This window comes from Streptomyces sp. 2323.1 (assembly GCF_900221035.1).
Taxonomy (GTDB): domain Bacteria; phylum Actinomycetota; class Actinomycetes; order Streptomycetales; family Streptomycetaceae; genus Streptomyces; species Streptomyces sioyaensis.
In genome coordinates this window covers 7,996,054-8,022,159 of sequence record NZ_LT907981.1, presented here as the reverse complement: position 1 = coordinate 8,022,159, position 26,106 = coordinate 7,996,054, and the positions used below count along the sequence as shown (strand labels likewise).

Genomic DNA, 26,106 nt, shown 5'->3' with positions numbered 1-26,106 from the left:
GCTCCCGGATGTCACGTATGGCGCCGGAACGTCAGATCAGCACCGGAAGTCAGGGCTTGTACGCCTGCCGCAGGGCGCAGGTCCAGACGACGGCACGGGGAGTCGACGCGGCGTCGACCGCGGAACCGCCTACGCGCTGGTCGTCGCTGACGGCGTGCGCCTGGGCGTCGCCCTCCGGGGAGAGCCTGGGCAGCGCCAGCAGGGGGCCGGTTCCCGGCCATATCTGGGCCTGCGTCGGGGGCGCCGTCTCCGGCGGGAACGGCCCGACCATGTGGCTGTCGAGCGCGGTGCCCACACTCAGGTTGGTGGTGGGGCTGATGGCCTCGAAGGTGCCGCTGGTGCGCTCCCCGAGCAGCCCCGGTTCGGTTTCGGTGGTGTACGGCGGGAGCCACTGGGTGGGTGTCAGGGTGTCCAGCCGTGTGTAGTCATGGGTGCCCACGATCCGTCCGTCGCGGTCGATGTCCCGGGGGTACCAGAAGTCGTAGGGCACTCCCGAGGGCCAGAAGCGTTGAAGCGGTAGGGCCGCGGCGCCCTTCCTGGCAGGCCAGGTGACGCCCGCCGACCACGATTCGTCATCCTTGACGGCCTCGCCGGAACCGGCGATCTGTCCGGCGTTGTTGATGGCGGTCACCGAGGTGAGCGAGTATCCGGCCGGCGGCGTGAGCCTGCGATGGATCCGGGCCCCATCCCATTCGAGACCGATGAGGGCGCCCCCCTTGGCCCCGTCGCCGACGATCAGCCCCTGGTCGTTGACGTCCGCCGCGTGAGCCCCCTCCGGCAGCAGGGTCACCGTGCGGGCCCCGGCACGGAAGCTGAAGGCGGCCGTATGGCCCGCGCCCTGCAGAGACCCGACCATCAGTCCGTTCGCGTTGACCGCCGCGACCTCACCGCCGGTGAATCCGGCGGGCAGCGGTACGCGGTGTACCCGGGTACCCGTCCAGTACACGGGCAGGCCGCGCGATGCCCCTACCGCCAGTGCGCTCGGCCCGAGCCCCTTGACCTGGCTGCCTCCTGAACCGGGGAGGGAGGCCAGGACCTGGAGCGCCGGCCGGCAGTCCGCGGGCTTACGGGCGCCGTCGGCGTGCCGGGCCGGCGAGGCGGGCGCCGGGCTTGCCGTCAGCAGGGGTGCCAGGAAAGCTGTCGCGACCGCCACAGCGGCACGGATATGTCTTCGCATCAGGGTCTCCATTTCCGACGACGCGGGAATGGCCGCGTCAACACTGGAATGAGCCGGTGGGTGCCGCGAAGTAACCGGCAGCAGCACCGGAGTGGCGCAGTTCGGTCGGTGTACTCAGGGAGATGGGGCCTCGATCAGTGCAGTCACGGCTGCGGGGAGCGGTTGCCCATCCCCCACCCCCTCTAGGGCATGTCCTCCGCGCCGGTCCGTGAAGTGCCGAAAGCTCCCCCAGCCTCGGAGATGTCGCCGACTTCACGGATGCTGCCGTGACTTGCGCGGACCTTCAGAGCTCCGCTCGGGAGGTCAGAGAAACAGTCGGCCCGCGAAAACCGGACTATTACCCGCTGGGGGATTTCTACGGACCAGCCCCATTCCTACCGCACCCATGGCCGCCCGGGACCGCTCCCAGTCAGCCAATGGCCGGAAGTCATCCGGGAGTGTCCGGGTCCGTTTCCGCGGTGCTGGTGGTGTTGGTAGTGCTGGTGATGCGTGAGCAATACGCGGACGGCTCTTACCCCTCGGACATCTTCGCCGCCCAGGACAGGTGCCACGAGCACCCCCAGTCGGTGCGGGTGATGGAGTACACCGTCGCGGCCACGAGCAAGACGGCCCGATCCGGCTGATCACCACGATCCTTGACCCGGTCAGGCGCCCGGCACGGGTCACGCGCAGGCGGCTTTCCCCCTGAACGCTTGGCCGCTGGCTGGGGCCGGGCCCTGACCGAGATCACCTGCCACCTCCTACCGGTCCGCAGGCTGCCTACCCTCCCCCGGATCCTTCCACCAAGCGGTGTAGTCGCCCTTGCGGCCCTCGCTGTGCTCCTTCTGCCCGGCCTGGACCAGGCCGGCGATGACCTCGCGGGCATCCCCGACGATCGGCACGTCCGCGGCGCGTACCTTGCCGGTCTCCGCGGGTCATGTCGGCGTGCGCGATCTTCGCGTACGGGGCAAGGCTGTCCGGCCTGCCGGTGACGCGGCCGTCGAAGCGGGTGCCCAGGGCGATCAGCAGGTCCGATTTTTTCAGCACGGTGACGGCCGTGACCGCACCGTGTATGCCCGGCACTCCCACATACAGCGGGTGGCTGTCGGGGAACGAACCGAGCGCCATCGGGTGGTGACGGGCGACTCCGGCCCGCTCGAAGTGGGAAGTCGTCAACTCCCTTACGGCGCAGCGCAGTACACCCTGTCCCACCAGGCGAGATGGACGCCGGTGGAGGGAGACCCGAGAACCTCTTGCGTACTACTCTCTCGCATACAAGCGAAAGCGCGGGAGGTAGTTGTGGAGATCGACGAGTGCGTCGTCTTCGCCCTCGGCAAGGCGTACCAGAGGGCGCACGGCGAACTGAAACGCCGCCTGAGGCCACTCGGGCTGACGGTGCCTCAGTACTCCGTGCTGGCCGGCCTGTGGGAACAGGACGGCCGCACCGCGGCCCAGTTGCGTGCGCGTCTGATCATGGACAGCGCCACTCTCACCGGCGTCCTCGACCGGCTCGAACGTTCCGGCCTGGTCGTCCGGTCCCTCGACGACAAGGACCGGCGCCTCGTGCGACTGCGGCTCACGAAGGCGGGCACCGCGCTGCGCGAGGAGGTGCAGCGCACGGTCGCCGAGCTCAACGCGGAGCTCCTTCGACTGCTCCCGTCCCAGGAGACGGAGCCACTGCGCGCCGCACTGCGCAGCATAGCGAAGGGAGAACGGTGAAGAATCGGACCGCACCACGCGTCCACCCGGCCTGGGGCATGCTCGCCCTGGTCCTGCTCGGACTGCTGACCGCCCAGGGAGCCCGGATCGCCTTCGGCGCCTTCGTCCCGGCCTGGAGAGAGGGGCTGCACGCCGACCTCGGCACCATCAGCCTGATCGGCATGGTGAGTTACCTGGTCTACGGGTGCACCCAGCCGCTCGTCGGCCAGCTCGCCGGACGCTTCGGTCCCCGGGCAGTGCTCAGTGCCGGCGTCTTCATCGCGGGTGCGGGCCTGCTGCTCTCCTCCATCGCGTCCTCCGTGCCCAGTCTGATGTTCCTGTACGGCGCGCTAGCCTCGCTCGGTTTCAGCGCGGCCTCCGGCGTGACCGCGGGACTCGTGGTGCGGCACTGGTTCACCGAGCGCCGCGGCCTCGCCTTCGGCCTGGTCGAATCGGGCTTCGGCGCGGGCCAGTTCGTCTTCACCCCGCTGTCCCTGTTCCTGATCGAGGCGTACGGGTGGCGCAACACCCTCGTCGTCGAGGGCGTCCTGCTGACGGTCGTCGTAGGACCGCTGGTCACCCTGCTGCTGCGATCGACGCCCGCTGACCGGGGCCTTGAACCGTACGGTGGCCCGGACCTGACGGAGATACCGGAACACCACGCGGACCAGGGCGGTGTCGGCCGCACCGCGCGGGAGGTGCTGCGTTCCCCCTTGCTGTGGGGGTTGCTCGCGCCGTTCTTCGTGTGCGGAGTGACGACCACGGGTCTGATGGACACCCATCTGGTCTCCATCGCCCATGAGCACGGCGCCTCCACCGCGCTGACCGGCACGGCGGTCAGCCTGCTCGCCGCGGCGAACATCGCGGGCACCGTGGCGTCGGGACCGCTGAGCGACCGCTACAGCTGCACCCGCATCCTCGCCGTCCTGTACGGGGTGCGCGCGCTGATCCTGGTCCTGCTGACGCTCGCCCCCTACGGAGCGTGGCTCGTGGTGATCAGCGTCGCTTTCGGCCTCGTCGACTTCGCCACCGTGGCACCCACACATCTGATCGCCACCCGGAACTTCCCGGCCTCGTCGCTGGGCCTGGTCTTCGGCATGCTGTCGATGGCGCACCAGGTCGGCTCCGCGCTCGGCTCGTATCTGCCGGGCCTGCTCTTCGACTTGACGGCCAGTTACACCCCGACCCTCCTGGGCTGCTCCGCGGCGCTGATCGCCGCGATGATCGGCTGTCTCGCCACCCTGCCCGGCAACTCCAATGCCGTGGGGGCCGTCCAGCCCCAGCCCCAGCCGGTGAGCAGCGACGCCGCCTGAGATGTCCAACTGAGGCCTCAAACCCCTCACCATCGTAACTGGCCCCAGCCCCCTGTAGCCAACTCCGGGTACCTACCGACCTTGCCGACTGCACCGCTATGCAGCCGTGCCTGCCCGAACTGCATGGCGGTATCAGACCATCAGCGCGGCGGCCTGCTGACGTGCCTGGCGCAGCCAGGATGCGCGCAATTCCTCGGCCGAGTCGGTGACCGTACGGAAGACGATTCGGCGGACGTCGGCGACACCTACGTACGGCAGGACGCATACCGTCCAGATCTTTTGCAGCGGGTCGCCGAACTCGCTCTCCTCGCGGTCGGCAGGGGTGTCGGAGGTGTTCAGAACGAGGGCCCGGCCGGCCTTCAGCAGCCCGGCGGGCTCCCCGTCCGCGGTGCCCAGCTTGTACGCGACACCGGGCGCGAGCACACGCTGCACCCAGCCCGTGAGGACGGCGGGCGGCATGCCCCACCAGTTCGGATGGACGAACACCATGGCATCAAGGGTGGCCACCTCCGACCGGTGCAGCTCCACCTGCGCGTCACGGGCGGGGGTGGCCGACTGGACCGTCTCCGTCTCGTCGGCGGTCAGCGCAGGAGCGAATCCCTCGGCGTAGAGGTCATGCGCGAGTACGTGACACCCCCGGTCGCGCAGTTCTTCCACAACGGCAGCGAACACCGCGTGGTTGTCTGGACTGGTCGCGGTGCGCGATCGACTCCGTCAGTGTCCGGGCGACAAAAGGCGGCCTCTGACCGGACCGAATCCGACCGATCGCGGCAAGATGGGATCGAAGATCCACCTGATCACGGACCGGAACGGGCTGCCATTGTCGCTGGGTATCTCCGGCGCCAACATGCACGACAGCCAGGGCCTTGAGCCGCTCGTGCGCGGCATCCCTCCCATCCGCTCACGCCGCGGGCCCCGCAGGCGACGACCTTCCAAGCTGCACGCCGACAAGGGATACGACTACGACCACCTGCGCCGATGGCTCCGGTCACGCAGCATCACCCACCGCATCGCCCGCAAGGGCGTCGAGTCTTCCCAGCGCCTGGGCCGTCACCGCTGGATTGTCGAGAGGACCGTGTCCTGGCTGGCCGGCTGCCGACGCTTGCACCGCCGCTACGAACGCAAACCGGAACAATTCCTCGCCTTCGTCGGCATCGCCGCATCCCTCATCAACTACCGACGACTCACGGAGTGAAGGACTGCACACGGGTGCGAAACTGCCGCCATGACTATGCACCTCATCTCCGTCATCGGCAGTAGCCCTGGAGTCGGCAAGACCACCCTGTGTCGTGCGCTGTCCCAGTGGCTTACCAGCGTCGGCGCATCGCTCGACCACTTCGAGGAGGCCGACATCCTCACACGGTCAGCCTTCCAGCCCGTGGCTGAAGAGTTCGCCAGTGAGACTGCCGTCGTGCAGCCTGCGACCTTAGTTGAGTGCACTCGCGCCTACGTCGCGGAGTCGCTCGCGGCGGGCAAGGACTACCTGGTGACAGATGCCCTTCTGCCCTTCATTCCCTCTCTTGTGGCATGGGGCCACGACGAGGGGACTCTCGTCCAGGTCATGGAAGAGCTGTCCCGGGCCGTGGAGCCAGCCCAGGTCACCGTGGTGTACGTCCACGACAATCCGGAGACGGCGCTGCGACGCGCAGTCGAGCGGGAAGGCGATGCCTGGGAAGACTGGTACGTGCGAAAACTTGCCGACTCCCCTGGTACTCGGGCTGTTCACGACCTCTCGTCGGCCGCCGCTCATCTCCGCTTCGAAGCCGCCTTAACCTGTCGCCTCCTCGCACAGACCCCGTGGCATGTTCTGAACGTGAATGTAGGAACACTGAACGCTCAGGAGGCATACGCCCACACCCAGCGCCACCTGATGGACGTGCTGGAGTTGTCAGGACGACCTTCCACGTAGCCGACCCTGCCAACGACCAAAGGAAACGGCGTCATAGAACCGCAACGGCCCCGGCGCTGTTCGTCACGCCAGATGCGGTGCAGTACTAAATCAGCGGCATTGGCCGTAGCCGAGTCATGCCACCCTGGCCCCGTCCCCTGGCCGGATGTCTTCTGCCGGCCGCGGGCGGGGGCGGTGCGGGAGGGCTCCGAAGGAGAGTTGATTGCGGCGGATGGTGACCTAAGCCGACGGCACAGCGGTCTGGTCATGACGGGGCGGGGAGTTGGGGTGTGGCGGAGGAGCTACGAACAGAAGGTCGTACACCGCGGGCGAACGGCGTAACCAAAGGGCGGCAAGAGCGGGCAAAAGGCTTTCGGTGGCTGCCACGTCGAGGGGAGCAGATATCAGCAGGGCGCAAGTGCCCTACCTTCGTCTGTTACTGAAAGCACGTCAGTAAGAGCGTCGCCCCAGGTGAGTCCGCTGCCCCCGAGGGTCAGACGCCCCTTCAGGCCCAGTTGCCACACCCTGCGCCTTCGAGCAGTATGGCGATCAGGAGGTGGGCGATGGAGAAGCACGTCGGCTGCTCGCGCCGAGGCGCCAACGTCACCGCCGGGACCCTGATGAAGGTCGCGCCCGGTCTCCGCGTCCCCTTCAGTGCGTACTTCGTTCAGGACCAGCGCGTTTTCCGGCCCCGAGCCATCGACCAACTCCAGGTGACATCAACACCACATGCTGCGACCCACATTACCCAGCACGGGCCGGCCCGGCAGTGTCCGACGGCCGTTGCCCGGAGCAGGTCAGTAGACAGCCAAGAAGGTTGGCTATGCACTGCGTACACGACGTCTACTTCCACCGGTGTCCGAGCGAGGAGCGAGGCGGCACCATGACAACTCGGCAGGTCCGCAAACGGTGCCAGGCGCTCGTCAGCGCGCTCGACCTCCCCAGACCCTTCTCCGTCGAGGCTCTCATCCACGAGCTGTCGGTGCGGCGGGGCCGGCCCATCCAGATCCACACCGTGTCGCTCGGCTCCTCCCTCAACGCCTGCGGGCTGTGGATCGCCACCAAGGCCAGCGACGACATCTATGTCGAGGAGAAGACCACCAAGTTCCACCAGGAACACATCATTCTCCATGAGATCGGGCACATCCTGTGCGATCACAGCATCACTGACGAGGAGAACCAGGGCGCACTCAGCGCACTGCTGCCCAGCATCAGCCCCGAGTTGATCAGCCGGCTGCTGGCTCGTACCAACTACACCACCGAGCAAGAACAGGAAGCCGAACTCGTTGCCAGCCTGATCCACGCCGCCGCAGGGATGCTCACCCCCTCGCCGTCGACAGGTGTGCGCGGCGCGCTCGAAGCCGCCCTCGGGATCCGCGAGTAGGAGCCATGCACCCACCTTTCCTCTATGTACTGGGCGAACGCGTCGAGCTCCTGGGCGCACTGGCGCTGTGGTTGGTCATCGTCCTCCGCTGGCCCACGGCACGCCGCTCTCACCAGCAGAAGATGCTGCTGATCGCCGTCATCGGGATCGCCGGGTCGATCACCGTCTATCTCGACCCCGTGACCGCGGCCCTGAACAGCACCTTCACCTTCGCTGAGAGCTGCGGCCTGTTCATGAATGCGTGGGGCGTTCTCAGCTCGGCCCTCATCCTCGACTTCGTCCTCGCGGCCATGTCCCGGCGCCACCCCTGGCTGGTCTACGGCCCGATGGTCCTCACCATCGGCGCCCTGATCGTGCTCAACGCCACCGTCGCGCCGCACGCCGGCTGCGTCACCACTGAGGCCGTCCCCTGGTACAGCCCCTTCTGGTGGCTACTCGTCGCAGCCCACCTCGTCGGTACGATCCCCTGCGCCGTGCTGTGTATGCGCTACGGCCGCCGGGCCCGCGACGACCGGCCCCTGCGCACCGGCCTCTTGCTGCTCGCCGCCGGCTTCACCTCGTCCTCCGTGTTCTGGGCCGTCGTCCTGGCCTTCCTCCTCGCCCGCCCTGCCTGGCTGGGCGCACTGTTCCCGCTCAATATCGGTGTCACGGCTTGGTTGATGACCGCCGGGGTCTGTATGCCGCTGGCCCTCACCATCCGCCGGACGGCCCGCAACACGAGCGCCCTGTGGCGCTTGCACCCTCTGTGGCGCGACCTTACCGAGGCCGTCCCACACGTGACCCTGGAGAGACCGCACACCCGGATCCGCGCGGTGCTCGGCGGCCCACAGGCGATCCACCTCCGGCTCTACCGCCAGGTCATCGAAGTCCGCGACGTCCTGCTCATCCTGAAGGACTACGTGACGCCCGAGGTGATGGAACACGCCCGACGCCACGTCACCTCCCAGGACCTGCCGGAAGAACAGATCGAGCCGGCGATCACCGCGTGTTGGCTGCGGGCCGCCCTCTCGGCCAAGACAGCGGAAGCCACACCCCAGCCAAATCCGCTCGCCACCGAACGGCCCACAGACGACGGTCTCCGCAGCGAAACCGACTTCCTGCTCGCCGTCCTCCGGGCCCGCACACTCCCCGTCGTACGCTCCTTCGAGCTGCCGCCGGACGCGCGTACTCACCATGCCTCGGCCACCACCACGAAATAGGCGATACCCATGAAGCCCGTGAAGTCCATCAAGTCCATGACACAGCAGCCTGCCAACTCCCCTTACACCACTGGCATGTTGAGCAATGACGCCCACCGCGAGCGTGATCGCTTGGATTCCATCCAACGCAGCGTCGACGCGTTCACCACCACCCTCCTCGATGGCCTTTCCATCGAAGCCTCCTGGAACTGCCTGGAACTGGGCGCGGGCGCCGGCTCCATCGCGTATTGGCTAGCCAGCCGCTGCCCGAACGGACGCGTGGTCGCCGTCGACCTCGACACCCGCCATCTCGATGCGGGCCGGGCCGCGAACCTGGAGATCCAGGAAGCCGACATCACACATGAGGACTTCGCACCCGGCAGCTTCGACCTCATCCATGCCCGCTACCTGTTCTGCCACCTCGCACAGCGCGACGAGATGATCGCGCGGGCCACCCGCTGGCTCTCCCCCGGTGGCTGGCTCATCGTTGAAGAGCCTTACCACCTGCCGGCCGACACCTCGCCCTTCCCCCTGGTCCGGCGCATTCTCGACGCGTATCAGCGCACCTACCGCGAACACGGCGCCGACATGACCTGGGCCCGTGGCCTTCCCGCTCTCCTCGCCCGCAACGCGCTGGCCGAGGTTAGCTTCGCCGCAAACCCCGGCTGCATGGGCGGACTCGACAAGGACCGCTGGCTCCCCCTCATCACCCAGGCAGCCCCCGCCCTTCTCGCCGAGGGTCTCGTCACCGAAGCCGACCTGGCAGAGTTCGCCACCCTGCTGAAGGACCCAGCGTTCATCGACATCCCGCAGTTCACCCTCTCCGCATGGGGCCGCCGTTCCGGGGAGACCACGAACGGGCCGGCCTGAGCAGAGCTGCAGTCAACCGGTGCGCGGCTCTCGACGGTGCCGCGTGCGCAAGGCCTGGGCCACCACAAGCAGCCATGCGCCGACGAGGAGCAGGTGCACCCGTTGCGCCACCCCGTGCCAGCCCGGGCATCCGAACAAGGGGCCGACGGTGGCGACCGCGGAAACCAGGGCGCACGGCAGGATGACGGGGCCCCAGCGGCGGATCGCGGGAGCGGGGTCGGCCTCGTGGCGCGCAGCGACGGTGAGCAGAAACATCGAGGCGAAAATGGCCGTATGCACGAGGGCGCTGGTCGTCGTGTGCATCGTATTGACCACCTCGCAGCTTCGCTCCACCGAAGCCGCGCAACGCATCGGGAACAGCACATCCGCCACAGAGAACGCACCGAAGGCGATCAACGACCACCACCCGGCGCTGGACCACCGCCCCGACGCTCGGCGCAGTGCCAACAGGGCACCGGAAGTGACGCTGACCGCGGCGATCACCTCGATAATGGCGAACAACGCATGGAAGGGCTGATCGGTGGCGTAGAGCTCGCTGACGTACGAGTGTCTGGCATCCAGGCCTGTGGGCAGCACGAACGCCAGCAACCAGTCGTTGTAGATCAGCCCGGTCAGCGCCAGCAGCACCGCTGCCGGTACGTCGTGCGAAGCCTCGGAACGGGTCGGTTTCCTCGTCGGGCGGCTTGGGACGGCAAGATGCACGACTCTCCTTGTACGCGCTCGAGGCTCTATGCCGTCATTCCACACGATTCATGCCCGAACGCCGGAGTCGCCCCGCCTACAGGGCGCAACAACGATGCGGCGCGTGCCCTCACGACAGCCCTCGATCGTGCCGCTCCCGATGCGTTCTCCGGCTCCGGGAGCCCGGCTCAGGGGGGCCAGCTCCGGCAGCCCAGCCGCGGTGGTTCGGAACGCTGCCGAGACGAGGCGGTGTGCTCCTAGCGAGCCGAGTCAGAGGTCTCCTGGTCGTCCTCGCCAGAGTGCGTCATCCTCGCCGGTGTGCCTGGTCTTGCCTGACAGGCCCGCCGGATCGCCACATGCCGATACGGGCTATCCCGATGCCCCACCAGGCGGTGGGATGACACCAAGCTGCTGAAGGAAACCGAGAATGTCTTTGTCCGCCCATTTTTCGGCGAGCTTGCCGTGCTCGATGCGGTGAATCACCGTCGCGGTCATCGTGATCGGACTGCCGGTGGCAGGGATCCCGGGGAGGTCGTGCTCGTGCACTCCACGGGCCGTCAGCCGGGTCACGACCTTGTCGCCTTCCGCGATCTGGTCTTCGATCTCGTGAGTTCCGGGGGTGGCCTCCCAGAACAGCTGGAACGCCTGCTTGAGTCCTTCGCGGCCGGCTGCGAAGCCTGGAAATGGTGGCGGCGAATGGTCCAAGTAGTCCTCGGCCACGAGATCGTCCATGGCATCGAGGTTGCCCGCGTCGATCTCCTGGTAGAAACGGCGAACCAACCTCTTGTTCTCCTCGGTGGACACGAGAACCTCTCCGCATCTTCATCCGCATGGCTGGAGCAGCACGACTGCCTGAATCGTCACCTGCGGCTCCCCTGACCACATTCTCGGCGCGCCAGGACACCGTGGACGTTCACTCAGAAGCAGCTGTACGGGTAGGGGTGAGACCCAGCGGGGCAACGGTGCCTGATGTCGCACTGAGAACGGGTTCAGGGGGAGAGTGCGGGCGCCGTCAGGCCATCCAGAAGAAGACCGCCGTCATCCGCTTCTCCTGCAGGGTGGTGCCCCAGTAACGGGTCGCTGTGTGGATAAGGTTGGCGGAGTAGAGCAGCAGGCGGTTGGCGCGGTGCGGGATGCGGACGTCCTCGGTGAAGGAGTCCGGCGCGACGAAGCGGGTGCCGAGGGCGTCGACCAGGTTGTTGTGCGGAGGGGCCACCTGGTTACCTCCAAGGGTGCCGCCCGGGAGGGCCTGTCGGTAGAAGCTGGTGCCGCAGTCCTTGGGGACCAGCGGGTTGAGATAGAGCACGGCCGCGTACCGGCAGAGGTTCCGGGAGTCGGTGTGGGGGCGGGGCTCACACTCGCCCTCGCCGACGACCTGGACGCAGTTGTGGTTGACGGTCCCGCCGCCCGCGGGGCGTTCGGCCCAGATCTTCGGGGCGCCGGTCGCCTTTCGCACCAGCTTCTCGACATGGGCCAGTTCACCGGGTTCGAGCGCCGGCATGGTACGCAGACCCGGCCAGCTCTCGGGCTTGTGGGGGTAGCCCTCGGTCCAGTCGTTCCTGGCCAGACAACGCTCCCGCACGGCATCCGGGTCCGGCAGTACGTCGTCCAGCAGCCAGTAGTCCCGGCCGCGGGTCGGCTTGCGGTACGGGAGCACGGGCAGAGCCGAGGTTCGTAGAGGCATGGAGGGAACGTAGTTCGCGTCCCGCCAAGGGCTCGCCACCCAAGCGGCAACCTTCGGTCAAGGGTTGCTCATCCCGCACTTGACCCTCCGCGCAGGTGAGCAGGGCACGCGCTTCTCCGAAGCGTCGCATCGTGGTTCTGGTTCAGCTGAGACGAAGAGTCCGCTCAACGCTGATGCCATACGAGCGTGTAGCGCCAGAACAGCCGACGGCGCAGTCGTGCCCCGGGCAGGACCGCATGGGCCTTGCGGATGATGTCGGGAAAGCCCATGTGTGCTGGTCGGGTCAAGGCCGTCATCGAGGCCGGACGAGGTGCCGGACGGCCCTTGTTCTTGAGCCAGCCCGTGGCAGCGTTGAGTGGGCTGGCTGCGGCTCCGAGCAGGTAGTCGACTGGAGTGGTCGGGAGCGAGAGCCCAAGAACCACGAGGGTTCCTCCGGGCGCCAGGTGCTGACGGAATGTGGTGAGAGCACGGGTGAACGGCAGATGGTGGATCACGGCGACGCAGGTGATGACGTCGTAGGTGTCGGCGGGAATTCCGGTCAGCGCATCTGCGATCGTGAAGGTGACAGGGGTTGCCGGAGGGGTCAGCTCCTGTGCCCGGGCGATGATTTTCGAGTCGGTGTCAATGCCGTGCACCTTGGTGGCGCGCGTGGCCAAGAGCCTTGCCAGGTCGCCGCTGCCGGAGCCGACGTCCAGGGCACTGTCGAAGCGTCGGGGTAGCTGCCGCAGGATCCAAGGGTGGTAATGGGCGTTGTGGTCCCAAGGGTGGGCGCCGTTGAACTGGTCAAGTGCCCGGAGGAAGCGATGCGGCAGTGTCGTCATGCCGTCACTCTCGCCTACGGCGTACACGTACGACGGCGCCAACATGCCTTAATGCGCGTACAGTTACGCCGCACCGCTCCGGATGGGCACCATCGGCGCGCCCGGAACGATGGCGCCCTCACCAGCTTCGACCGCGCCAACTGCACCCGGCTGTCGTGCCCTCAGGCCGGCGCGTCCAGGAACGGCACGACCATCCTGGCCAGGAGGGGAGAGTGCAGGATGTCGTAGTGAGTGGCGCCCGGCAGGATGGCCAGTCGAGCTGCCGGGCGATCGGATCCGTCCCAGCCGGCGTCATGTTCGCCGCCGCCGAGGAGGGCGTAGAACTCGACTGCATGCGCGGGGCGTACCGCGTCGGCGTCGGCGAACACCAGCATCGTCGGCGCGCTGATGGCCGCTACCTCGGACGTCCAGTCGTAGTCCTGCTTTTTCAACTCGGCGATCTTGCCGACCAGCACCGGCCAGTCCTGCGGCCGGGGCGCCAGCCGCGCGTAGAGCTCATGGACAGGGGCCTGCTCCATGAGCTCGGCGGCTTCCGCGCTCATCCGGTCCATCGCGGCCACCACCTCCGGGAACCAGCCGTCCCGCCGGGCGGGGGTGGATACCACCACCAGTCGGCGCACCAGCGCGGGGTGCTGGATTGCGGTACGCAGGGCTACGTCGGCGCCCAGGGAGTAGCCCATCACGTCGGCCTGCGCCAGACCGAGGTGTTTGATCAGGTCGGCGATGTCGTTTGCCATCAGTTCCGGCTGCAGCGGACGGTCGACGTCCGCCGTGCGCCCATGCCCTTGCAGGTCGACCAGGACGACCCGGCGCTGCTCGGCCAGGGCGGGCAGGACGGGCGCGAACGTCTCGCCGGCCCCGAAGCCGCCATGGAGCAGCACCAGCGGCTCCCCCGGGCCGGAACCGTGACCCTCGAAGTACAGGGACAGCCCGTTGATCTCTGCGTAGCTCATCGCCGCACCCTTCTCCACATCGAACGGTGCCGAGGGTGGACCGTATGCCCGAACGCATCGGTCATTCCGAGGGCGTCGGCCATTCCCGGGGCAGGCCTTCGGTCAGCTCCGGGCGACCATGCGAGGCCTGCTCCCCCGGCACGGGGCAGGCCGATCCCGGCTCTCTCCCTGATCAGCCGACCCGCACCGCGCCTTCCGCCACGTCACGCTCGATCACCTCCCGGACGGCAGAGTCGCCGGAGCCCGTTCGCTCGCCACCAGGGGCAGCTGGTCAGCCGCCGGCCGGCACGACGTTGGTGGCCGCCACCGCGGGGCGCAGGGCCCGGGCAAGCCGGACGCCGTCGCCGACGGCCCAGAAGTGGGTGAAGAACAGGCGGGGTTCGTCGGTCAGACCGTGATTGTGCAGCTCGACGAGCTCGGCTCCGGCACGGCGCAGGGCCACCAGAACGTCCTGGACTTCCTTGGCGATCAGAGCGCAGTCGCCGCTGACTGCCGCCCAACCACCGCCCAGCGGCTGGAAGTTGAACGCACTGGTCGATCCCAGACCCGGAGGGAGTACCAGGCCGCCATCGGTGATGGTCTCGCGTCGGACGAAGATGGACTTGTAGATTCCGTCGTCGGTGGCGCCCTTGACGCCCAGCGCGGCATCGATGCCCGCGGTATCCAGGTCGACGGACTGCGGCGGAGCGGACGGCACCGGGCCCGGGGTGCCGGTGCTGTCGAATGCCGCGCGCAGGCCGCGGGCAATGGTCACCGGGTCGTGGCCGTGCGCATGGACGTGGATCCACCAGATGTCGGGAGTCTGGGAGAGCAGATGCTTGTGAATCGCAGTCTGCTGGATCCCGTGCTCGTGCAGGATATCGGTGAACTCCTGCAGTTCGCGTTCGGTGACCACCACGTCGCCCATCAGCAGCGTGCTGCCGTCGGCGTAACGGACGAAGGACACATGCGAGCCCAGGGCGAGGGCCGGTTTGATGGTGATCCTGCGGGACACCACCCGGAGGTCCCGGCGTGGGAGACCGGTGTGGTACATCAAATTTCGCTTCATTTCGCCGGTGCGACCCAGCTCCTGAGCCACGCCCGTCCAGTCCGACAGAGCGGTGGGCACCGGCTCGACCAGCCCGGGACTCCTCGCCCCAGGGGCCCGGGGGGCCACGGCACGAGCGGAGCTCGGCGCACCTGCCAGCATCGGCGCCAGGGCTGCCGCTGCCAGCACGCGCCGTCGCGGCGCACTTGCTCGCGGGTAGGTGTCCTGCTGTGGTTCTCGGTCTCCAGCGGTCACGTGAGCACCTCCATGACGCGATGGAAGCACGGCGGGCCGGAGACCCCGTCATTGCCGTCACGGCTTGGGGCCAGCTGGGCTAAGCAGTCGTCGCGACGGGTGAAACGGACGGACGCGGGAGGGGTCCGCCGCCATCGCTCGCGGCTCATACGCGGGCGTCGACATCGTCCCGGGGGCTGTCCCCCCGCCGGCCGCTCATGTGTCGCCCCGCAGCCGTGCCGCGGTGATGTGGTGCAGGTGGATCAGGATGTCGTAGCTGCGGCCGAGCGCGATGTCGTACGGGCCGGCCGGGTAGGCGGTGCCGATACTGCGTGTCGCCCGGGCCGCGGCCAGCCATGCGCGGGCCGGTGAGCCGACCGTACGCAGGTCGACCGCGTAGTTCCGGTGCCGCACCCGGTCCAAGGTGCGCTCGTTGCTGCCAGGGCCCGCCGGGCCGATTGTCCGCCGGTGGATCGCGCCGTCGGCACCCGTGGCATTGAACGAACCCTGGTCGAAGGTCAGCCCCACGTTCACATAGGCCGGCCCGAAGCTGTCACGCAGGAACGCGCCCTGCATCCGGGGGTACTGAGCCGGATCTGCTGTCTGATAGGCGACGTGGCCGTTGTGCGCCGACAGCAGCATCTTGGTTCCCGTGTGCTGCTGCCACCAGACCACGTTGGCCGCCATCGCGCGGTCGCGGTAGCGCATGCTCGCGGCGAGCTGTGCAGGGTCGTCGAAGTCGAAGGCGTACTGCCGGGCGGTCCGGTCGATGGCTCTCGCATTCTGCACGGCCCGGTCGAACGCCACCCGGTCCGCGCCCGGAGACCGGCGCATCAGCAGCCGAAGTGCTCGGCCGGTCCGGTCCGCCATCTCCTTGCGCGCGGCGTACGGCGCGTCCAGATAGTGCTTCAGGTACGTCCCCGTCGCCACGGTGGGACGCAGCCCTCGGTAGAGCTCGGCGAAGCGGGCATTCAGCTCCGGGTGGGTGCGGGCCACATAGCGGGTGACCGCGTCGTACACCTCCGGTCCGGTCCAGCCGATGTCGTCGCCCATGAAGCGGACCGGGTCGTGCGGGTGGCGGACGTTGTACGCGCGCATCCACTCGATGAGCCGCAGATAGTCGGTGTTGTTCCACCACAGGTAGTCACTCTGGAACTCATCGCTCATGATGCGGCCGGGGTCGCCCGTTCCGTGCAGCACGTAGTCGTTGAGGCGCAGGCCGGTGCTCCAGCTGGCCTCCAGAGCGAAGGTGCGAAAACCCTTCTTCTCGACGAGGTGACGGAAGATGCGGCTCTTCAGAGCGAAGAAGTCGTGCGAGCTGTGGGTGGCTTCGCCGATGCCGACGACCCGGGCGGCGCCGATCATGCGGTCGAGAGGACGCAGTTCGCCGGTGTCACCCCATGGTTCGACGGTCCGTAAGGGATGGGCGCTCCGGTTGAGGGCCTCGACGATCCGGGCGGTGGAGGCGCCCGAGGAGGCATCCGAAGAGGAATCCGGGGAGGCACCTGAGGAGGTGGGCGCTGGGACGGCGGCGGCCGCGGTGGACGGCACGCCCGCCGTCGCCGTACCGAGACCGAGGAGCAGAGCCAGCACGAGGGCAGAGGGATAACGTTGCATGCGCCCCAGGCTTTCGCCCCGCACGGGCCGGGACCATCCGGCGGGCTTCCGTTGCGGGTTACGGAAAACCGTGGGGCGGGCACGGGGGTTTTCCCTACGGGGTACGACTGGCCAACCGCCGCCCGGTCAGGACTTCTTCAGGTGGGAGGCGCGGAACGGGCGATACGCAGGCGGTGGAGCCCGGGATGCTCCCAGGCTCACCGGCTGACCTGCCGCACAGCGTCGACCGCGCTTCCGCTTCTGCTTCCGCTAAGGCAGGTTCGTTGCCTTGCGGTGGTCGATAACCGAGTCGGGCCCCGGCGTCATAATCGTCTCGTGACCGTTCTCCGCGCGCACGCGGTATGGCGGCGTCCCGTCCGGGCCCAGCACCTCGATGATCTCCACGACACGGTCATGTTTCCCGACCACCCGGCCATGGACCACGAGACGGTCCCCTTTGCTGGCATGCACTGTCGCGACTCCTCTCAGCACCACCATGGGACCGGCTCTCGGGCCCACGGAGCCGACTCAAGCACACAGGGATGGAGAGATCACGCAGAATCACCATACTTGCCCAGAAGCACTGTTCCCTCGGCGGGGAAGCAGCAGCCGCGAGCGGCTGCGTCCGCCGACCGGAGGTGCGCGGGCCGTCCTGGTCATGGGAAACGGCGGCGACTCGCCGATCGCCATACGCTGTTTGCCGGCCGCTCCGCAGGGCATATCCGTTCGGCAATGGTCTTGGGGTCCAAGTTGACCAGGAGGCCGAATTGACCAGGCGTCTGATCGGGCGCCACAGAGGGGGGAACGATGAAGTCGGAGCTTGCGCGCGTGGTGTATTTAGTGGGCCGGCTGCTGCGCGGGAGGTGGCCGTCTCGACTCGATCCTGCTGAGTCCCACCACCGGCACGCCAACCGTGATGCCCAACTGATCCATCACTACGTGCCGACACGACGTATCTAACGCCCTGCACCGCCTTCAGCGAGGCAGTGGACCCTTCGCCCGCTCTCGGTCCCCAGACCGCCCAACCAAGCGCAATTCCGCCCCACCTGCCCGCCTCCGAAATTCGGTATCGAGGGCGGGCGGGTAGCCGGGTGCTTTGGGCCGGTGCGACCCCTCCCTGGGCATCGGTCGCGTATCCAAGGGCGGCGCGTAAAGGCGTTCTCCGTGAGTCACGCGCGTCCAGTACGCGGGTCATCCGGTGTGGGCGCCCGTCGGCGGGCACCGAGGGGGACGGTGCCTTGACGGCCGGGCTCAGCCGGTGTGAGCGGGGCTCGAGTCAGGGAGGGCGTCGGCCGGCCAGAGGGTGTCAGGGAAGGCGGCGTCGTCGGAGTCGGTGTCGGGCATGAGGGTCGTGAGCAACTGCTCGGCGGTCTTGGCGTTGTCGATGGCGCGGGGCAGCATGACGCTTTCGTAGGCATCGAGGGCCTCGTCGATGGTGGGGTGGCCGATGACGGCTTGGGCGAGTTCGGCACCGTCGAGCAGGGCGAGGTTGGCGCCGACCCCGACGGGCGGCATCAGGTGGGCGGCGTCGCCGAGCAGGGTGATGCCGGCGACGCGCTGCCAGGTGTGAGGAACGGGCAGGACGAACATGGGCCGGTTGACGAAACCGCCCTCGTTGTCGCGCACGATGTCCAGCAGGCTCTCGTGCCAGCCCTGGTACTGGGCCAGGAGACGGGCGCGTACGGCTTCGGTGTCGGCAAGGTCGAGGCCGGCGTGCCAGTCCTGGGGGCCGCGGAAGATGAGGTAGGCGCGGACGTGTCCGTTGCTGTTGCGCTGCAACACCAGACTGCGGCGGCCCGCCTTGGCCGACATGGTGCCGGCGCCGACCAGGTGGGCGATGCCGGGGTGACGGTGGTCGACGTCGTCGAAGCGGGCTTCCACCATCGTGACGCCGGCGTAGGAAGGTTGGGCGTCGGAGAGCACGGGGCGTACCCGGGACCAGGCGCCGTCGGCGCCGATGACCAGGTCGAAGTCCTCGGCGGTCCGGTCGTCGTGGTGCAGCCGGGCGCCGCCGTGGGGTAGCGGGGTGACGGCCCTTACGCCGTGACCCCAGCGGACCGTGCCGGGGGCGAGGGAGTCCAGCAGGAGGGTACGCAACTGGCCGCGGTCGATCTCGGGCCGGCTCAGATCGCCCTCGGCGGCCTGGTCGTGGCGTATCAGAGTCGCGTGGCGGTCGTACAGGCGCCACTCCTGGCCCTCCGCCCGGGAGAGTGCGAGGAAGGGGTCGAACACCCCAGCTGCGCGCAACGCGACCTGACCGGTCTCCTCGTGGATGTCGAGGGTGCCGCCCTGGGCGCGGGAGTGGGGGTCGGCCTCCCGCTCGAAGACCGTGACCGGCACGCCGTGCCGCTGGAGGACGCGTGCGCAGACGAGGCCGCCTGGGCCGGCGCCGACGATCGCGATGCGAGGGGTGGTGGGCATGGAGTCGGGCTCCGTTTCGCGGATGAAGGCAGGAGGGAACGCGGTCCGGCCTCCGGGAGCGTGATGCCGGTCAGCCGGGCTTGCCTTTCCACGGAAGCACAGCGACTCACAAAGTACAACTGCTCCGACTTTCCACCTGATCGCCTTTACGATCGGATCGACTCCAGGGAGTAGGGTGGGGGCATGGCCGAGACGACGACAGGGCGCCGCGAGCGCAAGAAGGCCCGCACCAGGCAGGCCCTGGCGGATGCCGCACTGCGGCTGTTCACCGAACGCGGCTTTGACAACGTGGGTGTACGCGAGGTGGCGGAGGCGGCCGATGTCTCGCTGAGTACGCTCTTCAAGCACTTCCCCAACAAGGAAGCCCTGGTCTTCGATCTGGACGCGGACATCGAGAGCGCCCTGGTCGCCGCCGTTCGCGACCGAGCCCCCGGCCAGCCCGTACTGCACGCCCTGCGCGACCACATGGTGCACACCCGAACCGCCGTCCGGCCCGACGACCCCTTTTTCGTCCTCGTCGAATCCACCCCCGCGCTGCGGGACTACGCCCGGCTTATGTGGTCACGCCACGAGAAGACACTGGCCGCCGCCCTCGCCGACGCCACCGGGCTCGCCCCGGACGCCCCCGCCGTCACCGGCCTGGCACGCTTCGCCTTGGAAGCCCCCAGCATCGCCAGCGCAAGCGAAGACCCGGCCCGGACCATGCGCGAGCTGTTCACCCTGCTGGAACACGGCTGGGGCGCCACCCTCCTGGCGCAAACAGAAGGCCACCCTCGTCAGGACGGGTGAAACCCGTTCGATCGCCATGTGCCGCACCCAGGCCCGCCAGATTTCGCGGTCATCGGCCAGCTGAAGCGCTCAGTCACATTGGCGTGAGCTCCTCCCCGTCCAACTTCCGCCTCTGCCCTGGAGGCTGGCCGTTATTGAGATGTGAGCGCAGGCGGTTGGTCGGTCAGACTTGCCCTGTGCAGCACGGTGAAGAGCAGCCCTTGTCCGGTGGGAACGTCAGTGATGGCGTCGTCCGTGTAGGGAACACCGTCCGCCGACCTGTCGGCCCTGGACTCCTGCGGTGCATGCCTTGCTCACGCATCTGCACGAGGTGGGGTTCCGAGCGGCTCCTCGTCCTCTTGGTATCGATGATCAGGGTCGTGAGGTGCTGACCTTCATTCCGGGCCATGTCGTCTGGCCCGACCGGTTCTCCCTGCTGGGGCCGGCCCAGCGGTTGGCCCGAGTCGCGCGTCTCATCAGGGACTTCCACGATGCCGTGCAGGATTTCACGCCACCGCCCGACGCCCACTGGAACGTGCTGATCCCGCCCGAGGGAAGCGACATCATCGCCCACCAGGACCTGGCCCCATGGAACCTCGTAGTCGGCGGCGAGGACGAATGGGCCTTCATCGACTGGGACACGGCCGCCCCGGGGTCGCGCCTGTGGGATGTCGCGTATGCCATGCACGGCTTCATCCCGCTTTCCGCGCACCCCGACCGGCAACGCTCCAATGCCGGAGACCGGCTGCGGATCTTCGCCGACGCTTACGGCCTCGACGAGGCGGAACGCTGTCAGTTGGTTCCTCTGCTGGGGCGCCGCACTCGGTCCATGCACGACTTCCTGCGGGATCAGGCCGTCCGGGGCAACCAGCCCTGGGCAACCCTCTGGGCGGAAGGCCACGGCGACGCCTGGCGAAGCGACGCCGAATACATCGAGCACCGTCAAGAACAATGGGCCAGGGCCCTGCTCGCCAGCTGAAGAGCAGCACGATTGGATTCGACAGCTCTACTTCACCCCCACCGCCGCGGGCGCCACTCCCCCGTCCCATCTCTTCACCACCTCCTCCGGAGTCTCCGGGCACCGCGCCCAGGACGGCAGCCACCACACGCCCCCACCCCAAGACCGTCACACGGCGCGCCAGCCGGACCAACGGGACACCACGATTTCCACCACGGGCCCCGCAGGCGGGCGATCGGCGTACTGCTGCCCGTACTTCTCGCTCAGGAGGCGTACGTACCGCGCGGATGCCGTCGAGGTCTCGGCCGGTGGCAGTACGGTGGCCGTGCCATCCGCCCGTGCCCACCACAGGAGGTCCCAGTCCTCGTCGTAGTCGTCGACGAGAAGGCAAACCTCCGGGTTGGCATGGATGTTGGCCAGCCGTTTCAGCTGGGGCGAACGCTTCGGCTTGTGGTCGACGGCGAACGCCACGGTGTCACCGGTCAAGGCGAACACGACGGGGACCAGGTGCGGGCGGCCGGCGTCGTCGATGGTTGCGAGGTGGGCGACCCGGGCCCGGGCGAAGCGCTCGCGGGCCTCGCCGGTTGTCATTGCCGGCACTGCGGCTCCTGGCGGTTCACTGGAAGCGTCGCGCGAGGTCGGCGAGCTGGTCGAGGTACGGAAGCGTCTCGGCCTCCGGCTTCGTCGGCACGTAGAACAGCAGTCGTTCCACGCCGAGTTGTGTGTACTGCTCGATGATCTCGGGGTTGTTCGGGACCGCGTAGACCGTCACCGGTACGTTCCGGCCCGCGATGCTCCGCATCCGGTCGATCTGCGGACCCAATTCTTCGGGCGGGCCGCTGATGGCCAGCCACGCGTCGCCGAGTGTGGCGACTCGCGGGAAGGCTCCCTCGCCGCCGCCCACGTAGATGGGCGGGTGGGGTCGCTGGACCGGCTTCGGCCAGGAGTAGACGGCGTCGAAGTCGACGAACTCCCCGTGAAACTCGGCCTTTTCCGCCGTCCACAGCTCGCGCATGGCCCGCAGCCGCTCGTCCACGAGACGGCCCCTGGTACGCGGATCCGTGCCGTGGTTCTCCATCTCCTCCCTGTTCCAGCCGACACCGACCCCGAAGATTGCCCGCCCGCCGGAGACCAGATCCAGGGACGCCACCTCCTTGGCCGTGGTGAGGGGGTCCCGCTGGGCCACCAGGGCGATGCCGGTACCCAGCAGGAGGCGCTCGGTCACCGCGGCGGCCGCGCTGAGCGCGACGAACGGGTCGAGGGTCCGGTAGTAGATGTCCGGTAGCTCGCCGCCACCCGGGTACGGCGTGCGGCGGGACACCGGGATGTGTGTGTGCTCGGCGATGAACAAGGAGTCGAGCCCGCGCTCCTCGACGGCACGGCCGAGCGTGGTCGGTGCGATGCCCTGGTCGGTGAGGAAGGTGGATACACCGAACTTCACAGTGACTCCTTCGGGTCCGGGTGTGCGGTTTTGCCCGCCCTGGCGAGGTACCCCGATCGGAACCGGCACAACAGTCCGTGCGCCCGAACGGTGCACGGTGTGGCCCTTCTGCCGCCGTCCTAGGAGACCCCTGCGACCTCGAAGGCCTATCGGCTGAGCCGGAGGGTGGCGTCGACCATGGCTCCGCCTCCACGGCCGGCGGGCAAGTAGCCAGTAGCGGCCAGGACGGACCCGAGCTCGCTCTCCTGCCAGGTGCGCATGCGCTTCCCACCAGGGAGAACGAAGGCAGGTTGCTGGATCTGGCCCATCCGGCCGGCGGTAACCAAGGGAGGCATCTCGCCGACCACCACCCCTTCACCCCGTCGTGCCGAGCGGGGGCACTGCGTCTGGGGCCGGCCCGAGAGGCCTGGTCATGAACGTGCTGTTCGGATCGGGGCGGTAGTCCGCGAACGGCGCGCAGTACTGGAACCCGAATTTCTCGTACAGCCTCCGGGCGGGCAGGAAGAACTCGGCTGCTCCGGTCTCCAGGCTCAGCCGGGTGAGTCCCATGCGCCCGGCCTCGGTGAGGATGTGCTCCAGCAGCAGGGAAGCGATCCCGCTCTTCTGCCGCGTGGGCCTCGTACGCATCGACTTCAGCTCGCCATGGCCCGCGTCCAGCCGTTTGATCGCGCCGCAGCCCACGAGGACGTCACCGTCGGAGACTGACCAGAACGTCACTTCGGGCTTCCGGAGGCTTTCGAGATCGAGAGCGTGCTTGCTCTCCAGCGGCGTGAGGGAGCGCATCTGCTGGACGTGTTCGTCGAGGAACGCGGCAATCTCCGGGCTGGAAAGGTCGTCTACCACGATCCTCAACTTGCGCCCCTTTCTTCGGGGTTCGCGGTGCCGCGGCCCGTATCAGGTTTGGCCGCCCCACCTGCCTACTGGTGTACGTCACCGAGGCTACGGTGACCTCGACGATCAAGGCCAGATGATTCGGATCGTCCTGGCGGGCACCGGCGGGTACCGGCGGGCGGGCAACAGCGGCGGCCGGAACATGGCAGTGCGCCGCAGGGCAGGAACCCTGCGGCGCACCGTTGTGGGTGACCGGTGAGGCGGTATCAGCTCACCGGCCGGTCAAGGCCGGTCAGTGGCCGTGACCGTGGTGACCGCCGTGTCCTCCCCAGCGTCCCCAGCTTTCGATGTCGACGATGCGGCGGTGGTCGTTGCGCAGGGTGGCGGTGTCGTTGTCGTCCCAGACGTAGTTGCGGCGGTCCTGGTAGACGTCCCAGCGGGTGTCGCGACCGATGCCGGTGTGCACGCGGACCTGACCGTGCCCGTTCAGCCACAGGTTGCCGAAGCGGTAGGTGTTGCCGGAGCGGTCCGACAGAGTCCAGCCGCGGAGGTTGACCGGCCGGTGGCTGGTGTTCTTCACCGTCACGTACTCGGCGTTGAGGCTCCGGTTCGAGCGGTCGTCACGCCCGGGGCTGTCGTACTGGATCGCACCGAAAACAACCCCGTGGCGGTAGTGGTGCCAGGCCGGATCGTGGTGACTGTGGCCGGCCGCGGCGGCCGGGAGAGCGGCGGTGGCAGCAAGAGCTACGGAGCCGAGGACCGCAGCGGCGATGCGTGAAGCGTTACGGAGCACGAAAACCCCCTGGATACGGCGCCCATGACGGTGTCGCCGGAAACCGGATACCCGGCCGGTTTGACCGGGCACCCACACAGTGACGCCTCGTCACCCCTTGGCAGAAGAAATCCAGTTTGGTGTTACAAAACATGGACATATGCACAACCACACCGCGCCAGGCGCGCACTCCCCCGCGCCTACCAGCACAAACGCAACGCCCCCTACATCCATCCAGACGCCCCAAGGGTTACCGCCGGTCTCACGCAGGTCCCACACACGAGGACCGACGCCGCGATGCGGTGCCATCACCTCGACGCCGCACAGGCCGGCCGACGACGCAGCCCATTCCTTCGCGGCCACGTGGCCGACGGCCGGGTGGCCGCTCGACCGCCCCTGATCCACCTCAGCGACGACGCGGTCGTCGTTGTGCGCCGGCACCAGGGGGCGCGCCGCATGGTTGACCGGGCGCGTCGCCCAACCACCGACCGCGCATCTCCGCGGCGCGCTGAGCGTCGACGCGTGGAACCGCTCCCCGTAAAATCCCGGCGCGGCCTGCTGCACCGGGCGTCACCGGCCGCGCCAACCCGAGCCAGGGAGAACGCGTGTGGGAATCCTTTGCTGACCTATCCACGCCGCTGGTCGCCGACGCCTGTGTGCGCCACGGCGTACCGCTGCGCGCGGCGCCGCCTGGCGTCAAGGCCGTCGTCCCCGGACACCGGCTGGCCGGACGTGCGTTGCCGGTACGGCATTACGGCAGCGTGGATGTGTTCCTGGAGGCGCTCGGCCGGGCCGAAGCAGGTGATGTCCTGGTCATCGACAACGGCGGGCGGACGGACGAAGCGTGCATCGGCGACCTGGTGGTGCTGGAGGCCGAGGCGGCAGGTGCGGCGGGCCTGGTCGTGTGGGGACTGCACCGCGACACCCCGGAGTTGACGGAAATCGGCCTTCCGGTGTTCAGCTACGGCGCATACCCGCTCGGCCCGGTACGACTGGACGGGCAGGAACCCGAAGCACTCATGACGGCGCGGTTCGGCCCGCACCTGGTCACCGGCGACGACCTGACCTTCGCGGACGAGGACGGCGTCCTGTTCCTCGCCGCCGCGCATGCCGACGAGGTGCTGGCCACAGCACACCAAATCCGGCAGACGGAACGCGAACAAGCCCGCGGCATCCGAGCGGGACGGACCCTGCGCCAGCAAACCGCCTTTGACGACTACCTGGCCCGGCGCAGCGCCGACCCCGCCTATACCTTCCGGCGGCATTTGCGGAGCATCGGCGGCGCCATCGAGGAGTAGCGGAGTAGCGGTAAGCAATAGCCGCCGTTGATGTAGCAGGAGTTGTCAGGCAGCTTCTGGTGCAGGGCCTACCGCCAACGGTTGAGACGGCCTGGCACCTGACGGGCGTTGCCCGGTACCTTCATGTGACGTGAGTGACCTATGAGGTCCGACGTGTCCGGCCGGAGGGCCGGCGCCTACTAGGCGCTGTCCGATGGATCGGGTGACCAGGTAGAGGATTACGTCGTTCTGACCGGTGTGGGGCGGGGTGATCTGTCGGACCGAGAGTGGGCTCGGCTGGAGTCGCACTTGCCGAAGAATGTAGGGCGAGGCGGGCGTTGGAAGAGCCATCGCAGGGTGATCAACGGCATTCTCTTCCGGCAGCGAACCGGTGTCCCCTGGCGTGACCTGCCGGCACGGTTCGGGAAATGGAAGACCGTGCATGACAGGCATCGCAGGTGGTCGGCGGACGGCACGTGGGAAAGGATCCTGCGGGCCGTCCAGGCCGATGCCGATACGGAAGGTCGGATCGACTGGAGCATGGTCAGCGTGGACTCGACCTCCTGCCGCGCCCACCAGCACGCGGCGGGCGCCCGCACTGACACGCCGCGTATCCCTGGACGGCGCAGCCAGCCAGCTCAGCATCGTTCGGATGAGGCCCTGGGACGTTCCCGTGGCGGGCTGACCAGCAAGATCCATCTGGCCGGAGAGGGCGGCCGGCGTCCGCTCGCGTTCGTCATCACACCAGGCCAGTGGGGCGATGCCCCGCAACTGATCCCGGTCCTCGAACGCATCCGCGTCCCGCGCCCGGCTGGCGGGCATCCGCGCACACGCCCCGATCACCTGGGCGGAGATAAAGCGTACTCGTCCCGCCGGAACCGCCGATACCTGCGGCGTCGGCAGATCAAGCACACCATTCCCGAGCGCAAGGACCAGCGGGCCAACCGCCAGCGCCGCGGCAGCGCAGGCGGCCGACCCACCGGCTTCGACAAGGCGATCTACAAGCGCCGCAACGAAGTCGAACGAACCATCAACGCCCTAAAGGGGTTCCGCGCCGTAGCCACCCGATTCGACAAGAGGGCATACACCTTCCATGGCACCGTGACCGTTGCCGCCATTCGCCTCTGGCTTCGCTGGTGATCCGCCGGACAGTCC

At 68.2% G+C, this 26,106-nt stretch carries 26 protein-coding genes and 2 pseudogenes; 12 read left to right on the top strand and 16 right to left on the bottom strand.

Annotated features, from left to right (window positions below; translation table 11 throughout):
* Positions 1 to 49: 49 nt before the first annotated feature.
* Entirely contained in the window at positions 50 to 1,177 is a 1,128-nt protein-coding gene (locus CPH93_RS34475; protein ID WP_159395113.1) for a hypothetical protein, read from the bottom strand.
* A gap of 437 nt (positions 1,178 to 1,614) precedes the next feature.
* On the opposite strand from CPH93_RS34475, the gene CPH93_RS34470 reads away from it, so the two are divergent.
* Positions 1,615 to 1,800: a hypothetical protein gene (locus CPH93_RS34470; RefSeq protein ID WP_096215113.1), complete on the top strand. Its 186-nt coding sequence runs from the start codon at positions 1,615 to 1,617 to the stop codon at positions 1,798 to 1,800.
* A gap of 132 nt (positions 1,801 to 1,932) precedes the next feature.
* Here the strand turns inward: CPH93_RS34470 and CPH93_RS34465 are convergent.
* Positions 1,933 to 2,386 (bottom strand): annotated as a pseudogene (locus tag CPH93_RS34465) (acetolactate synthase large subunit); the annotation flags it as partial.
* Positions 2,387 to 2,455: 69 nt separating this feature from the next.
* Between CPH93_RS34465 and CPH93_RS34460 the strand changes: the two are divergent.
* Together CPH93_RS34460 and CPH93_RS34455 are read left to right on the top strand one after the other, a co-directional pair.
* Positions 2,456 to 2,875: a MarR family winged helix-turn-helix transcriptional regulator gene (locus tag CPH93_RS34460; protein ID WP_159395112.1), complete on the top strand. Its 420-nt coding sequence runs from the start codon at positions 2,456 to 2,458 to the stop codon at positions 2,873 to 2,875.
* A complete protein-coding gene (locus CPH93_RS34455; protein WP_159395111.1) occupies positions 2,872 to 4,167 on the top strand; it encodes an MFS transporter in 1,296 nt (431 codons plus the stop codon). Before CPH93_RS34460 ends, CPH93_RS34455 begins: the two co-directional genes overlap by 4 nt.
* A gap of 132 nt (positions 4,168 to 4,299) precedes the next feature.
* Here CPH93_RS34455 and CPH93_RS34450 read toward each other — a convergent pair whose 3' ends face one another.
* Complete coding sequence (locus CPH93_RS34450; protein ID WP_096215111.1) at positions 4,300 to 4,839, bottom strand: NAD(P)H-dependent oxidoreductase; 540 nt, start codon at positions 4,837 to 4,839, stop codon at positions 4,300 to 4,302.
* Between the two features lie 11 nt (positions 4,840 to 4,850).
* Here CPH93_RS34450 and CPH93_RS34445 point away from each other — a divergent pair.
* The 5 genes and pseudogenes from CPH93_RS34445 to CPH93_RS34425 form a co-directional block, all read left to right on the top strand.
* A pseudogene (locus tag CPH93_RS34445) lies at positions 4,851 to 5,362 on the top strand (IS5 family transposase); the annotation flags it as partial.
* A 30-nt stretch (positions 5,363 to 5,392) separates the two neighbouring features.
* Positions 5,393 to 6,076 (top strand): hypothetical protein, encoded by a 684-nt coding sequence (locus CPH93_RS34440; RefSeq protein ID WP_096215110.1) that lies wholly within the window; start codon positions 5,393 to 5,395, stop codon positions 6,074 to 6,076.
* Between the two features lie 862 nt (positions 6,077 to 6,938).
* Positions 6,939 to 7,439, top strand: a complete 501-nt coding sequence (locus tag CPH93_RS34435) for an ImmA/IrrE family metallo-endopeptidase (protein ID WP_231977078.1) — start codon at positions 6,939 to 6,941, stop codon at positions 7,437 to 7,439.
* A 5-nt stretch (positions 7,440 to 7,444) separates the two neighbouring features.
* Positions 7,445 to 8,638 carry an MAB_1171c family putative transporter gene (locus CPH93_RS34430; protein WP_096215109.1) on the top strand — a complete coding sequence of 398 codons (1,194 nt, stop codon included), beginning with the start codon at positions 7,445 to 7,447 and terminating at the stop codon, positions 8,636 to 8,638.
* Between the two features lie 75 nt (positions 8,639 to 8,713).
* Entirely contained in the window at positions 8,714 to 9,487 is a 774-nt protein-coding gene (locus CPH93_RS34425) for a class I SAM-dependent methyltransferase (protein ID WP_096215716.1), read from the top strand.
* 12 nt (positions 9,488 to 9,499) lie between these two features.
* Here the strand turns inward: CPH93_RS34425 and CPH93_RS34420 are convergent, their stop codons facing one another.
* The 9 genes from CPH93_RS34420 to CPH93_RS34380 form a co-directional block, all read right to left on the bottom strand.
* A complete protein-coding gene (locus CPH93_RS34420; protein ID WP_231977077.1) occupies positions 9,500 to 10,189 on the bottom strand; it encodes a DUF998 domain-containing protein in 690 nt (229 codons plus the stop codon).
* A gap of 348 nt (positions 10,190 to 10,537) precedes the next feature.
* On the bottom strand, positions 10,538 to 10,972 hold the full coding sequence (locus CPH93_RS34415) for an ester cyclase (protein WP_096215107.1): 435 nt from the start codon (positions 10,970 to 10,972) through the stop codon (positions 10,538 to 10,540).
* A 208-nt stretch (positions 10,973 to 11,180) separates the two neighbouring features.
* Positions 11,181 to 11,852 carry a DUF6445 family protein gene (locus CPH93_RS34410; RefSeq protein ID WP_096215106.1) on the bottom strand — a complete coding sequence of 224 codons (672 nt, stop codon included), beginning with the start codon at positions 11,850 to 11,852 and terminating at the stop codon, positions 11,181 to 11,183.
* Positions 11,853 to 12,016: 164 nt separating this feature from the next.
* Complete coding sequence (locus CPH93_RS34405) at positions 12,017 to 12,673, bottom strand: class I SAM-dependent methyltransferase (RefSeq protein WP_096215715.1); 657 nt, start codon at positions 12,671 to 12,673, stop codon at positions 12,017 to 12,019.
* Between the two features lie 161 nt (positions 12,674 to 12,834).
* Positions 12,835 to 13,626 carry an alpha/beta fold hydrolase gene (locus CPH93_RS34400; RefSeq protein WP_096215105.1) on the bottom strand — a complete coding sequence of 264 codons (792 nt, stop codon included), beginning with the start codon at positions 13,624 to 13,626 and terminating at the stop codon, positions 12,835 to 12,837.
* Positions 13,627 to 13,897: 271 nt separating this feature from the next.
* Positions 13,898 to 14,815 carry a DUF1259 domain-containing protein gene (locus CPH93_RS34395; RefSeq protein ID WP_173910041.1) on the bottom strand — a complete coding sequence of 306 codons (918 nt, stop codon included), beginning with the start codon at positions 14,813 to 14,815 and terminating at the stop codon, positions 13,898 to 13,900.
* 288 nt (positions 14,816 to 15,103) lie between these two features.
* On the bottom strand, positions 15,104 to 16,504 hold the full coding sequence (locus tag CPH93_RS34390) for an erythromycin esterase family protein (RefSeq protein WP_173909937.1): 1,401 nt from the start codon (positions 16,502 to 16,504) through the stop codon (positions 15,104 to 15,106).
* 249 nt (positions 16,505 to 16,753) lie between these two features.
* Positions 16,754 to 16,954 (bottom strand): DUF1918 domain-containing protein, encoded by a 201-nt coding sequence (locus CPH93_RS34385; protein WP_093481425.1) that lies wholly within the window; start codon positions 16,952 to 16,954, stop codon positions 16,754 to 16,756.
* 780 nt (positions 16,955 to 17,734) lie between these two features.
* Positions 17,735 to 18,904: an FAD-dependent oxidoreductase gene (locus tag CPH93_RS34380; protein ID WP_096215103.1), complete on the bottom strand. Its 1,170-nt coding sequence runs from the start codon at positions 18,902 to 18,904 to the stop codon at positions 17,735 to 17,737.
* 183 nt (positions 18,905 to 19,087) lie between these two features.
* Here CPH93_RS34380 and CPH93_RS34375 point away from each other — a divergent pair, with 183 nt between their 5' ends.
* Together CPH93_RS34375 and CPH93_RS34370 are read left to right on the top strand one after the other, a co-directional pair.
* Positions 19,088 to 19,693 carry a TetR/AcrR family transcriptional regulator gene (locus CPH93_RS34375; RefSeq protein WP_096215102.1) on the top strand — a complete coding sequence of 202 codons (606 nt, stop codon included), beginning with the start codon at positions 19,088 to 19,090 and terminating at the stop codon, positions 19,691 to 19,693.
* A 364-nt stretch (positions 19,694 to 20,057) separates the two neighbouring features.
* Positions 20,058 to 20,651: a phosphotransferase gene (locus tag CPH93_RS34370; protein WP_231977075.1), complete on the top strand. Its 594-nt coding sequence runs from the start codon at positions 20,058 to 20,060 to the stop codon at positions 20,649 to 20,651.
* 147 nt (positions 20,652 to 20,798) lie between these two features.
* Here the strand turns inward: CPH93_RS34370 and CPH93_RS34365 are convergent, their stop codons facing one another.
* The 4 genes from CPH93_RS34365 to CPH93_RS34345 all read right to left on the bottom strand — a co-directional run bounded on the left by CPH93_RS34365 (position 20,799) and on the right by CPH93_RS34345 (position 23,695).
* Complete coding sequence (locus CPH93_RS34365; protein ID WP_093481426.1) at positions 20,799 to 21,230, bottom strand: TIGR03668 family PPOX class F420-dependent oxidoreductase; 432 nt, start codon at positions 21,228 to 21,230, stop codon at positions 20,799 to 20,801.
* Positions 21,231 to 21,246: 16 nt separating this feature from the next.
* The gene (locus tag CPH93_RS34360) at positions 21,247 to 22,071 is read right to left on the bottom strand and encodes an LLM class F420-dependent oxidoreductase (RefSeq protein WP_096215101.1); all 825 of its coding nucleotides are present in this window, start codon (positions 22,069 to 22,071) and stop codon (positions 21,247 to 21,249) included.
* A gap of 354 nt (positions 22,072 to 22,425) precedes the next feature.
* Positions 22,426 to 22,923, bottom strand: a complete 498-nt coding sequence (locus CPH93_RS34350) for a GNAT family N-acetyltransferase (protein ID WP_096215100.1) — start codon at positions 22,921 to 22,923, stop codon at positions 22,426 to 22,428.
* A 271-nt stretch (positions 22,924 to 23,194) separates the two neighbouring features.
* Positions 23,195 to 23,695, bottom strand: coding sequence for a lamin tail domain-containing protein (locus CPH93_RS34345; RefSeq protein ID WP_093481430.1), 501 nt, complete (start codon positions 23,693 to 23,695; stop codon positions 23,195 to 23,197).
* A 584-nt stretch (positions 23,696 to 24,279) separates the two neighbouring features.
* On the opposite strand from CPH93_RS34345, the gene CPH93_RS34340 reads away from it, so the two are divergent.
* Both CPH93_RS34340 and CPH93_RS34335 read left to right on the top strand, forming a co-directional pair.
* Positions 24,280 to 24,972 (top strand): RraA family protein, encoded by a 693-nt coding sequence (locus CPH93_RS34340; RefSeq protein WP_096215099.1) that lies wholly within the window; start codon positions 24,280 to 24,282, stop codon positions 24,970 to 24,972.
* Between the two features lie 237 nt (positions 24,973 to 25,209).
* A complete protein-coding gene (locus CPH93_RS34335; protein ID WP_096215098.1) occupies positions 25,210 to 26,091 on the top strand; it encodes an IS5 family transposase in 882 nt (293 codons plus the stop codon).
* The last annotated feature ends 15 nt before the right edge of the window (positions 26,092 to 26,106 follow it).

Coding starts and splice junctions, on each gene's coding strand:
- CPH93_RS34475 (WP_159395113.1), bottom strand. CDS start 1,177: ATGCGAAGACATATCCGTGCCGCTGTGGCGGTCGCGACAGCTTTCCTG.
- CPH93_RS34440 (WP_096215110.1), top strand. CDS start 5,393: ATGACTATGCACCTCATCTCCGTCATCGGCAGTAGCCCTGGAGTCGGC.
- CPH93_RS34435 (WP_231977078.1), top strand. CDS start 6,939: ATGACAACTCGGCAGGTCCGCAAACGGTGCCAGGCGCTCGTCAGCGCG.
- CPH93_RS34430 (WP_096215109.1), top strand. CDS start 7,445: ATGCACCCACCTTTCCTCTATGTACTGGGCGAACGCGTCGAGCTCCTG.
- CPH93_RS34425 (WP_096215716.1), top strand. CDS start 8,714: ATGTTGAGCAATGACGCCCACCGCGAGCGTGATCGCTTGGATTCCATC.
- CPH93_RS34410 (WP_096215106.1), bottom strand. CDS start 11,852: ATGCCTCTACGAACCTCGGCTCTGCCCGTGCTCCCGTACCGCAAGCCG.
- CPH93_RS34405 (WP_096215715.1), bottom strand. CDS start 12,673: ATGACGACACTGCCGCATCGCTTCCTCCGGGCACTTGACCAGTTCAAC.
- CPH93_RS34400 (WP_096215105.1), bottom strand. CDS start 13,626: ATGAGCTACGCAGAGATCAACGGGCTGTCCCTGTACTTCGAGGGTCAC.
- CPH93_RS34395 (WP_173910041.1), bottom strand. CDS start 14,815: ATGCTGGCAGGTGCGCCGAGCTCCGCTCGTGCCGTGGCCCCCCGGGCC.
- CPH93_RS34390 (WP_173909937.1), bottom strand. CDS start 16,504: ATGCAACGTTATCCCTCTGCCCTCGTGCTGGCTCTGCTCCTCGGTCTC.
- CPH93_RS34380 (WP_096215103.1), bottom strand. CDS start 18,904: ATGCCCACCACCCCTCGCATCGCGATCGTCGGCGCCGGCCCAGGCGGC.
- CPH93_RS34375 (WP_096215102.1), top strand. CDS start 19,088: ATGGCCGAGACGACGACAGGGCGCCGCGAGCGCAAGAAGGCCCGCACC.